Raw genomic sequence first — 14211 nt, forward strand, 5'->3', positions numbered from 1 at the left:
CGCGGACACGATGCCCGTGCGCGACGGCCAGTGTGCCGGGTGGCCGGTGTGCTGACCCGACGCACGCTGTGGGCGTACCGGGACTACACGCACTGGACCGGAGGGCATGGCAAGTTGCTGGATTACATCCGGCATGTGCAGGCGCATCCGCGCTGGCAGGTGCGCTTGTTGCTCTCGGCGCGTTCGCTCGCGCTGGCCGACAATCCTTTCCTGCATGCGGCGCCGCTGGCGGAGCGCTGGGAGCCGACGGCGGACGATGCGCTGCTGCTGGGCGGCATGGATTGGACGGTGCTGGGCGATGCGCCGCTGCCATCGTCCGTGCCGGTGCTGAACCTGGTGCAGGGCGTGCGCCATGCCGAGGCCGGCTCGCCGCTGCGCGGCTTCCTGTCGCGGCGCGCGCTGCGCGTGTGCGTGAGCACGCCGGTGGCCGCGGCGATCCGCGCCACCGGCGAGGTGCATGGGCCGGTGCAGGTGATCCCGGCGGCGGTGGATGGCGCGATGCTGGCGGCCATGGGGCGCGTCGCGCCGCAACGCCAGCTGTTCGTCGACGCGGTGAAGCAGCCGGCACTGGGCCGCGAGCTGGCGGCCTGTCTCGCGCCGGCGGTGCCCGATGTCGACGTGCTGCTGGAGCGCGTGCCGCGCCCGGACTACCTGCGGCGCATGGCGCAGGCGCGCGTGGTGCTGGCCTTGCCCGAGCCGTGCGAGGGTTTCTATCTGCCCGGCATCGAGGCCATGGCGATGGGGCGGGCGCTGGTGCAGTGCGATTGCGTGGGCAGCGCCGACTACCTGCGGGCGGGGGTGAATGCGCTGGTGCCGCGCTATGCGGTGCCGGACATCGCGCAGGCCGCGCTGGCGCTGGCTGCCGATGCCGAGCTGCGCGCGCGGCTTGGCCTGGCGGGAACCGAAACGGCGCAGGCGTTCGACCTGCCGCTGGAGCGCCGCCGCGTGCATGCCTTGCTGGATACGCTCGACGCGCAGTGGGAGGGGGCGTGAGCCGGCTGGCCCTGACTGGCGTGCCGCGCGGCGGCACCACGCTGGCTTGCCGCCTCCTGGGCGAGGCTGAGGATACGCTGGCGCTGTTCGAGCCGATGCCGGTGGAGACGTTGCCGACCGATGCCGAGTGCGCGGTCGAGCAGGTGATCGCCTATTTCGACATGGTGCGGGCGAAGGTGCAGCGCGAGGCGCGTGCGCCCAGCAAGCATCTTCGCGGGGAAGTGCCCGACAACCCCTTCGGCGATGCCGCCGCCGGTGGTGCGCGTCCGCTGCTGGCCGAGTTGGGCGAGATCGCGGTGGACAAGCCGCTGGGGCCAGCCTTCCATCTGGTCATCAAGCACAACGCGGCCTTCCTGGCCTTGCTGCCCGAACTGGTCGCGCGCATGCCGGTCGTGGGCGTGGTGCGCCATCCGCTGGCGGTGCTGGCCTCGTGGCATTCGGTGGAGCTGCCGGTATCGCATGGCCACATGCCGGCCGGTGAGCGGCTGGATGCGCGGCTCGCCGCGCGGCTCGCCGCCTTGCCCGCGCTGCTGCCGCGCCAGCTGGCGCTGCTGGACTGGTGCTTCGACCGCTTGCTGCGGCATGTGCCGCCAGCCAGCCTGCTGCGCTACGAGGACATCGTGGCCGATGGTGGCGCCGGCTTGTATGCGGCGGCCGGGGTGCAGGGCGTGCCGCGCGCGGGGCTGCGCCAGCGCAATGCCAGCGTGCAGTACGCGCGTGCCGGCGTGGCGCTTCTGGCCGATGCACTCCTGGCCCACGGTGGGCCAGCGGTCGATTTCTACGGCCGCGCCGCGGTGACGACGCTGGCACGGCAGATGACCGGGGCCGGCCGTGGCTGAGCCGCGCGTCAGCTTCGTGATTGGCGGGGTGCAGAAGGGCGGCACCACCGCGCTGGCGTACAGCCTCGCGCTGCATCCGGAGACGGCGCTGCCGTTGACCAAGGAGGCGCACGTGTTCGATGCGCCGGGGTTCGACGAGACCTGGTCGACGGAGGCGGTGGATGCGTGCTACGCGCCGCATTTTGGCCTGGCGCAGTCCGGCGTGCGCTACGGCGATGCCACGCCGATCTACGTGCTGCACGAGCGTTTCGTGGCGCGGATCGCGCGCTACAACCCGGCCATGCGCTGGGTGGTCCTGCTGCGCGATCCGGTGGAGCGCGCGATTTCGCACTATTTCATGGAGCGTGGGCGCGGCAACGAGCGTTGGCCGCTGTGGGCCGCGCTGCTGTTCGAGCGCTGGCGGCTGCGCGGCCATCGCAACGATTTCTCCGCCGATTCGCCGCTACGCACGCATTCCTATCGCCTGCGCGGCGACTACGCGCGGCAACTCGATGCCTTGTATCGGCATTTCCCGCGCGAGCAGGTCTTGCTGCTGCATAGCGCCGCGCTGCGGGACAACCCGCGGCTGGCCCTGCTCCAGGTTTACGCGCATCTCGGCCTGTCCGGGCCGGTGCGGCTGCTGCCGGTGGGGCGGGTGTTCGAGGGCGATTACGCGCGGCCGGCGCGCGCCAGTGTCACCTGGCGCCTGGCCCGTGGGCTGTTGCGCGGCGAATTGCGGCGCGCGCGCGCGCGGTATGGCCTGTTTTTTTGAGGGGCATGCCCGTTGATGGGGTGGAGCCCGTGAAAAATCCCCGTCTGTCGCGGTTGCCGCGCCGCGCTCCTGGCAGCGTGTACCCACAGATCGTTTCCCCTGTCGGCAGTTTGCCCGATCCGGCATCGGCGCCGCAGTGCGTGGGCAAACGCCGGAGTGATACCCTGATGCCGGTCGCGACAGATCCGGTTTGACGCATGCGCGGCAGGCGGGTCCGGCGTTGCGGCGTGATGGAATGAACGCGGTTTCAAGGGGGCGTTATGCGGCGTGTTCGATGGGGTGTTTCGGCTCTGGCACTGTGGTTGGGTGCGTGTTTCCCCTCGTTGGCGCAGCCGCCTGCGACCCAGCCGCCGGCACCGGTGACCTATGTTTCGACCACGCCGCAGCAGCTGGCGGGTGGGGCGCAGCAGCTCTGGTCGGTACGCGTGGATCAGGCCAAGGCGATGGCCGCGGTCTTTCAGGGCGGCATGTGGTTGCCCGACCCCGGCGGCAAGTCCATCTACGCGAAGTATGTCCGCCACATGCTGCATTCCGACGGCTCGTGGACGTGGATCGGCAAGGTGGCGACCCGCTACGGCGAGCAGTCCGTGGTGCTCACCTTCGGCAAGGATGCGGTGTACGGGTATATCCCGCAGGATACCGGCATGCCGCTGCGCCTGGTGACGCACCGGGGCCAGGTGGGCCTGTTGCAGACCGATGCGACGCTGCTCGCGCGCTCGCGCGAATGGCGCGCCTTGCGCAGCGTGCGCGACAACCCCGTGCCCGTCCGTGTCCCGTCCGCGGCGACGCGGAGCAGGGCCGCCGCCGCGCCGGCAACCACGGTCACCGGCCCTGTCACCATCGACGTGATGGTGGTCTACACGCCGGGCTTCGTGACCGAGCATGGCAGCCAGAGCGCCGCGTTGACACGCATCCAGAATCTGGTGGATATCACCAACCAGGCCTACATCGACAGTGGCGTCAATCAGCGCATTCGCCTGGTGCACACCATGGAGGTGAATTACCCCGACGCATCCACCAATGACAGCGCCCTGACGGACATCACCGGCAGCAACGGCACCGTGCCGGCAGCGCTGCAGGCGGTGGCCCCGGCACGGACGCAGTACGGCGCGGATCTGGTCGCGCTGGTTCGCAGCTTCTCGAACAGCGCCCAGGGCAATTGTGGCGAGGGCTGGATGAATGGCGGCGGGCAGGTGCCCATCGATCCGGCGCAGTACGCCATGTACGGGTACTCGGTGTCCAGCGATGGCAGCGATACGGCCGGCACCAACTACTACTGCGCCGATACCACCTTCGCCCACGAACTCGGCCACAACATGGGCAACGACCATGACCGCGCCACGGCCAAGGGCGATAGTGGCGGTGCGTACCCGTACTCGTATGGCTATCTGGGCACCGGCACCAGCGGCTTCACCACCATCATGGGCTACAGCACGTCCACCAACCCGTGGATTGCGAAGTTTTCCAACCCCTCGATTGCCACCTGCATGGGTGCGCCGTGTGGCATTGCCGATGCCGCCGCCGATTCGGCGGACAACGCGCACAGCATGAACAACACGGCGCCGTTGATCGCCCAGTTCGAGCCGAGCATGGTCAAGGCGGGAGGAGTGCACAACGACGTTACCGGCAGTGGGCACTCGGCCCTGCTGTGGTACGACGCGGCGGCTGGCCAATTCGTGTATTGGGCGATGGATGGCGCCAGCACGAATGCCACGCGGAGTTTTCCGGTGCCGGCGGGCTATCAGCCGGTGGCCACCGGCGACTTCAACGGCAACGGTTACGCTGGCATCGTCTGGATGGACGCGGCGGGCAACACCTACCTGTGGTCGGCCGACGGCAATGGCGCCTTCGTCAGCAGTCAGGTCGCCAAGTCCATGCCAGGCTGGAAGGTGCTGGGTGCGGTCGACATCGATGGCGACGGCCGCGCCGACCTGCTCTGGTACAACGCGGCTACCGGCCAGATGACGTACTGGCTGATGGATGGCGCGACGATGAAGCAGTGGAAGGAGCAGGACACGAACCCCGGCCTGCGCCTCCTGGCAACCGGCGATTTCGATGGCAACGGCCATGGCGACCTGCTCTGGGAGCTGCCCAATGGCGCGATGTACATGTGGCTCAGCGACGGCAATGGTGGCTTCGCGAGCGATTACCTCGCGGCATATCCGACGGGCTGGCTGTTTGCCGGTGCACAGAGCCTGGATGCAAGCGGCAACACCGACCTGCTTTGGTACAACCCGGGCACGGGCCGGCTGACGTATTGGCTGATGAACGGGGCCAGCGTGTCGTCCTGGCAGAGCATTTGGACGTCCACCGGCCTGACGCCGCTCGCGGTGGGCAGCTTCGACGGCAGCAACGCGGGGCTGGTGTGGCAAACGTCGGGCAATGCCTTGTACATGTGGCTGTTCAACCGCTCGAATCCGAGCACCTTCAGCTACTACTCGCTGGGGCCGCCTCCGGCGGGTTATACGGCGCTGCCGTAGCGTGATGCGGCGTGGCGCAGCGTGGCCGTGGCGTGCCCGCGGCCCGCACGTCCGTGACCACTCGGGTTGCGCGGTCAGTCGGCGCGTGATCCGTGTGGGCACACCGCGATCGAACCGATGGCCAGCCCCAGCCATCGTTTATCCTGGCCGTGCGGAGGCGACATGGTTTGGCTCTTCATGGCCAGTACGAGCGTGCGTGGCGTGCTCGCGGCCGATACCGGCAATGGATAGAGGCCGGTCTTGTCCACGGTGACGCCGCGCTGCCCGCCGGACAGGGAGAGTTGCACGCCCTTGTGGGTCGTCGCCACGACCTGGATGCTGAGCTCTCCGCCGTTCGGCATGGCGGGGAGGCCGAAGGCCAGGTAGGCGCGACGGCGGTCTGTCCACGAGTGGTCCGGTTCGTGGCTGAGCCCCATGGAGCTCATGCGCGGGTCGGATGCAGCCACCGGCTGGCAGAGGGGAATGTCCTGGTGAACCTGCGCCTTGAGGTAGTCGACCTTCGTGCGTGCGTGGGCCAGGAGAACGGCGGCCCAGCCGGCGAGTGCCGCGGCGCCAGCCAGGTTGGCGAGGAGGAAAAGACGGCGCTTCATGACACCCACTGCCCCGTGTAGTAACGCCCGACGGCAACGATGTTGATGACAAGGCAGAAGGCCAGCCATGGCGTCAGCGCCAGGAGTTGCCGTGTGGGCGTGCGTGCGGCGCGGGTGCCGGCAACGCCAGCCAGGATCACCCAGGGCACGGCGAAAAACACGTGGCGGGCAAGGTTGATGATGCTGAAGGCGTTCATCAGCATCAGGAAGCCCAGCGTGCCGAGGAACAGGCTGGTCACCAGCGGATGGTTGCCCGGTGTGAGTGCGATCAACACCAGGGTGAAACCGAGGGTGACACCGGTAAGCAGGGTGGTCCACAGCGTGAGCGTCGGCCATGCGGCCGAGGCGCCCTTGACCAGGTCGGCGATCTGCGCAAGCGAGGAGATGTTGCCATCGGAGAAACTGCCCAGCCGCCAGGCTTCCATCGAATTCACGTAGGCCGCGGCGTCGCCAAAGGCGTACACGAAGTAGGTGGCCAGTGCAAAGATCGGCAGCGCCATGGTCATCGCCTGCAAGGGCGCCTTGGTGAAGACGATGCGCCAGCCGTCATGCCGGCTCGACCACCACAGCGCCACGGCGACGATACCGACCAGCACCACGGCCTGCGGGCGCGCCAACACGGCCATGCCGGCCAGCAGGCAGGCCCACCAGTAGCGCTTGTCGAGGGTGAATTTGAGCGTCCATACCGCCAGCGCGGCGTACAGCGGATCGGCATAGCCGGTGAAATTGTAGAAGGCGAGCGGCGAGCAGGCCCAGAGCAGGGTGGCGATCCGCGCCGCGTCCTGGCCGTACAGCGCATGGGTCAGGCGATGGATGCCGAGCAAGGTGACGAACAGGATCACGAAGCCCAGCACCACGACAGCCAGGATGGCGTTCAGCCCTGGCAGCAGTAGCAGTGCGGCTTTGATGGCCAGTGCCATCAGCGGCAGGAACGAGATGTTCTGCTTGTGTTCGAGTATCCCGTCGAAGTGGTAGCCGCCTTGCGCGATGGACAGGTAGTGCTCGCCATCAAAGGTGACCGGGCCTTGCAGGCCGGGCAGCACCTGCAGCTTGGCCCAGGCGAAGACGGCCAGTGCGGCCAGGGCAAGCAGCAGGCAGTAGCCGATGCCGCGCGTTTTCGACAGGTCGGTTCTTGGCATCGTGGGCATGACTTCGGTGGATGGGGCGGCGGTTCAGAGGTGCGCGAGCGCGCGGTCGGCGGCTTGCAGCACGTGCTCCATGTGCTCGTCCAGCCCGAGCCAGAGCGGCAACCTGACCAGGCGCTCACTGATGTCGTCGGTGACTTGCATCGCCGATCCGCGCCGACCGCAGCGCGTGCCTGCCGGCGAGGAGTGCAGCGGAATGTAGTGGAACACGCACTGGACGCCATCCTCGCGCATGGAGGCGATGAAGTGCGTGCGCGCCGCCAGGTCGGGCAGCAGAAGGTAGTACATGTGCGCGTTGTGCTGGCAGTGCGCCGGCACGATGGGGCGGCGCAGCGTGCCGCGCAGCTCGTGGCGCTCGGCCCAGGCGTGGTAGCGGTTCCACAGCGCCAGCCGTTGCGTGGTGATGGCCTCGGCCTGGTCGAGCTGGGCCGCAAGGAAGGCCGCGGTGATCTCGCCGGGCAGGAACGAGGAGCCGAGGTCGACCCAGGTGTACTTGTCCACCTGACCACGGAAAAAACGACTGCGGTTGGTGCCTTTCTCGCGGACGATTTCCGCGGCTTCGGCGAAGGTGTCGTCGCGGCAGAGCAGCGCGCCGCCTTCGCCGCAGATCACGTTTTTGGTTTCGTGGAAACTGTAGGCGCCCAGGTCGCCGATGCTGCCCAACGGCTTGCCGCGATAGGTGGACATGACGCCCTGCGCGGCATCCTCCACCACGCGCAGGCCGTGCCGCGAGGCGATGGCGAGGATGGCGTCCATCTCGCAGGCGACGCCGGCGTAATGCACCACGCAGATGGCCTTGGTGCGCGGCGTGATGGCGGCTTCGATCAGTTGCTCGTCGAGGTTCAGCGTGTCCGGGCGGATGTCGACGAAGACGGGCACGGCGCCGCGCAAGGCGAAGGCGCTGGCGGTGGAGACGAAGGTGTACGAGGGCAGGATGACCTCGTCGCCCGGTTCGATCCGCAGCAGCAGCGCCGCCATTTCCAGCGCGGCCGTGCAGGAATGGGTGAGCAGGGCCAGTTGCGCGTCGGTGTGCTCGCGCAGCCAGGCGTGACAGGTTTTCGTGAACGGGCCATCGCCGGACAGATGGCCGTTGTCGTGGGCCTGGTCGATGTTGGCCAGTTCCCGGCCGGTCATGTAGGGGCGGTTGAAGGGGATCATGGTTCGATTTTCAGCCTTGACTCAGGATGACCAGACCGATGATGACGGTGGTCAGGCCGGCGATCTTGGCGGGGTTGAGGGATTCCCCGAACAAGGGGACGGCAAGCAGGCAGACGATGAAAAAGTTCAAGGCCATGAACGGATAGGCCTTGCTCAGTTCGAGCCGTTGCATCGCCAGCATCCAGCACAGGGAGGCGGCGAAGGCCGCGGCGAAGGCACTGAGCATCCATGGCTGGAACACCATCTGGGCCAGCACGGGCAGTCGTGCCAGCAGGCCGCTGGTGCGGGGCCTGAAGGCACCCACCTGCCACTTGATGACGAGCTGGCCGTAGCAGGTCAGCAGCACCGTAGCGGCCACCATCAGCCACGAAAAAAAGCCATTCATGCGGCAGCCTTGGGCTGCGCGAGCCGGCGATCGATATGGTAGGTGTCCATGGCGCGTTCCAGGCGCAGCCCCGCCCACGTCCAGCGCCGCTGCACCGCAACGTTCCACACCTGGGTGGATACGGTCAGCCGGCGCATGCCGACGCTGGCGTAGTGGCCGAGGATGGCCTTGAGCAACTGGCCATACAGCCCTTGCCGCGCATGATCCGGATGCACTGCGTTGAGCACGATGTCCACCAGCCCGCGGCCGGCGTCGATATCGCAGGTGGCGAAGCCGGCCACGCCATCGTCCTGGCAGATGACCCAGGTGCATGCGCCTGGGTCGTCCGCGCCGAGGCGGCTGTTTGCCCACTCGATGTAACCGGCCAGGATCAGCGCGGGCGGCAACAACGGATTGGCGGCGTAGTGGGCGCGATATCCGTCGAAGCTGCGTTCGGCGATATGTGCGATGGCGGCGCGATCCCCGGTGGTGGCCAGGCGCACCGGCAGTGCGGGTGGCGCTGGCGCCACCGTGCCCAGGTCGATGCCGTAGTAGAGCAGGGTGTCGGCGTGGATGAGCGGCCAGCCGGCACGTTGCAGCTGCACCATGGCGGCACAGTCGCCGGCCTCGGTGCGCACGATGGCCAGGTCGGCCTGGGTGGATTCCAGGGCGGTGGCGATCGCCGTGTGCGGCGTGCCGGCGGGCAAGGTTCCGCGGACGACCTTGATGCCGAAGCGGGTGGAGTCCAGCGGGGATACGGACAACAGTTGTGAACCATCCATGTTATGGCCCTTGCGTGTCTTGCCAGACGATGTAGTTCGGGCGCTGTTTGGACTGCGCGTGCAACTTGCCCACGTAGAGGCCCAGGACGCCAAGACAGAACATGATCGCACTGCCGATCAGCCAGATCGAGGCGATGATGCTGGTGTAGCCAGCGACCCTGACGTTGCCGCCGAAGTATTGGTCCACGGCGAAGGCGGCGATGGCGAGCGACAACACGGCCAACCAGAGCGAGCCCTTGATGACCAGTCGCAGCGGCTTGTCCGAGAACGACAGAGCGATGCGTGCCGCCAGCCGAACCAGGGTGCCCAGCCGGTAACTGCTGCGCCCCTGGCTGCGGGGGGCATGGGCGACGGGTACCCGGACGGTTGCGAAACCCGTCCAGCGAGCCAGCAGCGGGAAGAAGCGATCCTGCTCCGGCATGCGGTTGATCGTGTCGATGACCTTGCGGCTGTAAGCACCGAAGTTGGCCGTGCTGTGATCGTAGCGCGTATCGGTGAGCCAGCCCAGGGCACGGTAGAAGCCGCGCGAACCCAGCTGCTTCAGCCAGCTGTCCTGGCGATCCACGCGTTGGCCGAGGGCGATCTCGATACCGGGCTGCAAGGCGGCCAGCAGCTTGGGGATTTCCTCGGGCACGTCCTGCAAATCGCAGTCCATGACCACGATCACCTCGCCGGCCGCATGGGCGAGGCCGGCGGAGATGGCGGCGTGCTGGCCGAAATTGCGCGAAAGGCGCAGGCCGCGCACGAACGGATGGGCCGCCGCGAGCTCGGCGATCCGCGGCCAGGCGTCGTCGGGGCTGCTGTCGTCGACGAGGATGATTTCGCAGGAGCGTCCGGCCGCGGCCAAGGCATGGCTGCAACGTTGGACGAGTTCTTCCAGGCAGCCCCGGCAGCCGTATACCGGCACGATCACCGAGACATCGCATGATGCCGGATGGGTGGAGGCGGGGACGATGGGCTGCGGCGTGTGGGGCATGGCGGGTGTCGGCAATCAGAGATCCTGCTGAAAGATGGCGCCTGTCATGCGGCAGCGTTTTCGGTACGGGATGGCGCGCCCGGCTTGCGTTGTCGGGCACGCCGTTGCGCGTCAGCCCAGCGCCTGCTCCAGCTCCGGGATCAGCTTGAACAAATCCCCCACCAGGCCGAAATCCGCCACCTCGAAGATCGGCGCCTCGGCGTCCTTGTTGATCGCCACGATGGTGCCGGCGTCTTTTATACCCGTCAGGTGCTGAATGGCCCCGGAGATGCCGATGGCCATGTACAGCTCCGGCGCGATGATCTTGCCGGTCTGGCCGACCTGCAGGTCGCTGGGCACGTAGCCGGCGTCGACGGCCGCGCGCGAGGCGCCTACCGCGGCGCCGAGCTTGTCGGCGAGCTTGAAGATGATGTCGAAGTTTTCCTTCGAGCCCACGCCGCGGCCGCCGGAGACGACCTTGCCCGCGCTCTGCAGGTCGGGGCGGTCGCTCTTGCCCGATTGCAGGCCGACGTAGCGAGTGTGCGTGGGCAGGGCGACATCGAGCGCGAGTGCTTCGACCGGCGCGCTGTTGCCGCCGGCGGCCACCGGCCACGACGCGGTGCGGATGGTGGCGACCACGGTGTGCGCCGGGTCGGCCTCGACCGTGACAATGGCGTTGCCGGCGTAGATCGGGCGCTTGAAGCTGCGCGCGCCTTCCACGCTCATCACGTCGCTGACCTGGGCCACGCCGAGCAGGGCGGCCACGCGCGGGGCGACGTCCTTGCCGAAGGTGGTGGAGGGCGCGAACACGTGGCTGTAGCCGGCAGCCGCCTTGGCGATCTGCGGGGCGAGCACGGCGGCGAGCGGGTGCGCGTTCTCGGTGCGCTCGACGGTGAGCACGCGGCTCACGCCTTCGATCCTGGCGGCTTCCGCGGCGAGGCCGGCGGTGCTGGCGGCCAGCACCAGCACGTCGATGGCGTCGGGTTTCACGGCGGCGGCGGCGCTCACGGCGCGCGCGGTGGCGGAGTTCAGCTTGCCGTCCAGGTGTTCGGCGATGACGAGGATCTTGCTCATGGGGTGTTCTCTCTCTCTTGAGCCCCTCTCCCATCGGGAGAGGGGTTGGGGAGAGGGTTCGGTGCTGCGCGGGGTCGCGCTTCGCCCGTACCCTCTCCCGGCCTTCGGCCACCCTCTCCCGATGGGAGAGGGAGTGAATGACGAGGGTTTTACAGCAAGCCTTTCTGCTTCAGCGCCGCGACCAGTTCGGCGGCGTCCTTCACCATCACGCCGCGGCTGCGCTTGGCGGGCGCCGCGTAGTGGGTGGTCTTGAGATGGTCGCCGCTGTCGACGCCCAGCGCGGTCAGCTCCACCACGTCGATCGGCTTGCTCTTGGCCTTCATGATGTCGGGCAGCTTGATGAAGCGCGGCTCGTTCAGGCGCAGGTCGGAGGTGACGACGGCGGGCAGGTCGACTTCGATGGTTTCCAGGCCGGCGTCCACTTCGCGCGTGACCGTGGCCTTGCCACCTTCGATCTCGACCTTGCTGGCGAAGGTGGCCTGCGGACGATCCCACAGCGCGGCCAGCATCTGGCCGGTCTGGTTGGCGTCGTCGTCGATCGCCTGCTTGCCGAGGATCACCAGGCCGGGCTGCTCCTTCTCGACCAGCTTGAGCAGGGCACGCGCGGCGGTGAGCGGCTGCACGGCGTCGCTGGTGGTGACGTGGATGGCGCGGTTGGCGCCCATCGCCAGGCCGTTGCGCAGGTGCGCGGTGAGGTCGGCCGGGCCGATGCCGACGACGACGACCTCGGTGGCCACGCCCTTCTCGCGCAGGCGCAGGGCTTCTTCCAGCGCGATGTCGTCGAAGGGGTTGGCGGAGAGCTTCACGCCGTCGGTCACCACGCCGGTGCCGTCGGGCTTGACCTGGATGCGCACGTTGTAGTCCACGACGCGCTTGTAGCCGACCAGTATCTTCATCAGTGTTTCCTCAAGCTGGCGGGCGCCACCGGTGGCGCCAAGGGTTCACGCAAGAGCGAATTCTAACCTGTTTGCGGCATCCATGCGGATGCGTATGGATGCCGCAAATGCTCAGTCCGGGCGGCGTGCGCCGGTGGTCGCGGGCAGGACCTGGCGCAAGGCTTCACGTGCGGCATCGACCGAAAAGTGCTCGCGCACATTGGCGCGGCCGCCTTCGGACAAGCGCTGCCAGAGGGCTGCGTCGTCGTACAGCCGCAGCACGGCCGCGGCGAAGGCGTCGGCGCCATCGGCCAGCAAGGCATTGTCGCCGTCGCGCAACCACATGGCCTCGGCGGCGACTGCGGTGGCCACCACCGGCAGGCCGTTGCTCATGGCCATGTTCACCTTGCCCTTGACGCCGGCGCCATAGCGCAGTGGTGCCAGTGCGATGCGGCGCGCGTCGAGCATGGGCGCGATCTCCTCGATTCGCCCGTGTACGAGGATGCCGTTGTCGGCGAGTTCGCATCGGGCTGACTCGGGTATGTCGCCGACCAGGTGCAGGATGATGTCGGGCCGTTGCGCCCGGATGCGTGGGTAGATTTCGTTGTACAGCCAGTACACCGCATCCACATTGGGCGGGTGCCCGAAGCCGCCTACGAACAACAGGCCGTTGCGGGCGTCGAATGGCGGGCAGTGGCTGCGTACTTCGTGCATGTTCGGCACGATGTGCACTGCGGCCTGTGGCAGCTCGTGCGCCAGCAGATCGCGTTCGACGGTGCTGACCACCAGGGTGGCGTCGCAGGCCGCGACGGTGGCCAGCTCGCGTCGGCGGGTGAGTTCGGCGTGCCGGGCCAGCGCGGCGTCGTGCGTGTGCTGCGCCGCGCGTTGTTCGCGCAGGTAGTGCATGTCCGCCAATTCGAGCAGCACCTTGGCCTTGGGCGCGTGTCGGCGGAACAAGGGCAGGTGCGGCGCGGCGACGTAGTAGCGCGACACCAGCACGGCATCGAGATCGCCGCCTTCGCGGCGCAGCCAGGTGGGCAGGTTGGGCGACCAGGGGGCGCACAGCGTGGCGACCCCCAATCGTCCCAGACGCAGGATGTCTTCCGGGGTGGCACGGCGGTTGTCGGCCATGAAGCTGACGCGCCAGCCCAGTTCGCGCAGTCGGCGCAAGAGGCCCATGGTCTGCATTGAGCCGGCATCCCGGTGGGGATCGGGCATCAGTGCATCCATCACCAGGACATGCGGTTCGTGACGCCGGAGAGCGGCGGCCACGGGGGTGCCGGGCGCCGGTTGCGCGCCGAGGGCGGCGCGCCATTTTTCGACGAAGACGATGCGGTTGGTTTCCTGATGCCGCTTGACGCCGGCGAAAGGATTGGTGCCGGAGCTGGCGCCTTCGTCATGGATCACGATGCTGCGCGGTTCGTAGATCACCTTGCGTCCGAGGGCGCGCACGGCGAAGGCGAGATCCATGTCTTCGCAGTAGGCGGGTGCATAGCGGCGGTCGAAGCCGCCGACGTCGCGGAACAGGGTGGCCTCCGTCAGCAGGGACGCGCCGGAGACGTAGTCGACTTCCCGGCGGTACAGGTAGCGGGGATCGTCGTGGTGCTCGAAGCGGCCCACGTTCCAGGCCGAACCGTCGGCATAGGTCAAACCGCCGGCCTCCTGCAGGCGGCCATCGGGGTAGACGAGACGGCTGCCGACGATGCCGCAGCCGGGTTCTTCCACGAAGGCATCGAGCAGGCTATCCAGCCAACCCGGGGTGACCTGGGTGTCGTTGTTGAGGAACAGCAGATACTCGCCGCGTGCGGTCGCCGCGCCGGCGTTGCAACTGCCGATGAAGCCGAGGTTGCGTTCGTTGCGCAGCAGGCGCAGGCCGTCGATGTGCGCAAGCGTCGTCGCACTTTCGTCGGGCGAGGCGTCGTCCACCACGATCACCTCGAAAGGTGCGGTGGTGCCGTGGCGGGCGATCGAACGCAGGCAGGCCAGGGTGTGGGGCAGCTTGCCGTGGATGGGCACGATCACCGAGACGCGCGGCGCGGCGCTGCAAGGCAGCGCGAATGGCGCGAAGGGTGTGTCGAGCGGCTCGAGCCGCCACGGCAGCGCTGCCGTGGCCCGGCGTGGCCGGAACTCCTGGGCGATGCGGGTTGCCGTGGCACGCCAGCCGCGTTGCGCCATGCTGCGCCATACGCGTGTGCCAAGCACATG

At 68.1% G+C, this 14211-nt stretch carries 13 protein-coding genes; 4 read left to right on the top strand and 9 right to left on the bottom strand.

Annotation, left to right across the window (positions count from 1 at the left end; translation table 11 throughout):
* The first annotated feature begins 48 nt into the window (after positions 1–48).
* From AC3WQA_RS12900 to AC3WQA_RS12915, 4 genes are all read left to right on the top strand, one after another.
* Positions 49–993 (top strand): glycosyltransferase, encoded by a 945-nt coding sequence (locus AC3WQA_RS12900; RefSeq protein ID WP_492675445.1) that lies wholly within the window; start codon positions 49–51, stop codon positions 991–993.
* Positions 990–1832: a hypothetical protein gene (locus AC3WQA_RS12905; RefSeq protein WP_492675446.1), complete on the top strand. Its 843-nt coding sequence runs from the start codon at positions 990–992 to the stop codon at positions 1830–1832. The genes AC3WQA_RS12900 and AC3WQA_RS12905 overlap by 4 nt, the downstream gene beginning before the upstream one ends.
* Entirely contained in the window at positions 1825–2583 is a 759-nt protein-coding gene (locus AC3WQA_RS12910; RefSeq protein ID WP_492675447.1) for a sulfotransferase domain-containing protein, read from the top strand. Before AC3WQA_RS12905 ends, AC3WQA_RS12910 begins: the two co-directional genes overlap by 8 nt.
* A gap of 359 nt (positions 2584–2942) precedes the next feature.
* Positions 2943–5063: a reprolysin-like metallopeptidase gene (locus AC3WQA_RS12915; protein ID WP_492675448.1), complete on the top strand. Its 2121-nt coding sequence runs from the start codon at positions 2943–2945 to the stop codon at positions 5061–5063.
* Between the two features lie 74 nt (positions 5064–5137).
* On the opposite strand, the gene AC3WQA_RS12920 is transcribed toward AC3WQA_RS12915, so the two are convergent.
* From AC3WQA_RS12920 to AC3WQA_RS12960, 9 genes are all read right to left on the bottom strand, one after another.
* Positions 5138–5653, bottom strand: coding sequence for a hypothetical protein (locus AC3WQA_RS12920; protein WP_492675449.1), 516 nt, complete (start codon positions 5651–5653; stop codon positions 5138–5140).
* Positions 5650–6792, bottom strand: a complete 1143-nt coding sequence (locus AC3WQA_RS12925; RefSeq protein WP_492675450.1) for a mannosyltransferase family protein — start codon at positions 6790–6792, stop codon at positions 5650–5652. Before AC3WQA_RS12925 ends, AC3WQA_RS12920 begins: the two co-directional genes overlap by 4 nt.
* Positions 6793–6825: 33 nt before the next feature.
* Positions 6826–7956, bottom strand: a complete 1131-nt coding sequence (gene rffA, locus AC3WQA_RS12930) for a dTDP-4-amino-4,6-dideoxygalactose transaminase (protein ID WP_492675451.1) — start codon at positions 7954–7956, stop codon at positions 6826–6828.
* Positions 7957–7966: 10 nt separating this feature from the next.
* Positions 7967–8341 (bottom strand): DMT family transporter, encoded by a 375-nt coding sequence (locus AC3WQA_RS12935; protein WP_492675452.1) that lies wholly within the window; start codon positions 8339–8341, stop codon positions 7967–7969.
* Complete coding sequence (locus AC3WQA_RS12940) at positions 8338–9102, bottom strand: GNAT family N-acetyltransferase (protein ID WP_492675453.1); 765 nt, start codon at positions 9100–9102, stop codon at positions 8338–8340. Before AC3WQA_RS12940 ends, AC3WQA_RS12935 begins: the two co-directional genes overlap by 4 nt.
* Before the next feature lies 1 nt (position 9103).
* Positions 9104–10078, bottom strand: a complete 975-nt coding sequence (locus AC3WQA_RS12945) for a glycosyltransferase family 2 protein (RefSeq protein ID WP_492675454.1) — start codon at positions 10076–10078, stop codon at positions 9104–9106.
* A gap of 111 nt (positions 10079–10189) precedes the next feature.
* Positions 10190–11131 (bottom strand): electron transfer flavoprotein subunit alpha/FixB family protein, encoded by a 942-nt coding sequence (locus AC3WQA_RS12950; RefSeq protein WP_492675455.1) that lies wholly within the window; start codon positions 11129–11131, stop codon positions 10190–10192.
* A 149-nt stretch (positions 11132–11280) separates the two neighbouring features.
* Positions 11281–12027 (bottom strand): electron transfer flavoprotein subunit beta/FixA family protein, encoded by a 747-nt coding sequence (locus tag AC3WQA_RS12955; RefSeq protein ID WP_492675456.1) that lies wholly within the window; start codon positions 12025–12027, stop codon positions 11281–11283.
* 111 nt (positions 12028–12138) lie between these two features.
* The gene (locus tag AC3WQA_RS12960) at positions 12139–14181 is read right to left on the bottom strand and encodes a glycosyltransferase (RefSeq protein WP_492675457.1); all 2043 of its coding nucleotides are present in this window, start codon (positions 14179–14181) and stop codon (positions 12139–12141) included.
* Positions 14182–14211: the final 30 nt, after the last annotated feature.

The organism is Rhodanobacter sp. FW106-PBR-R2A-2-24, assembly GCF_058789615.1.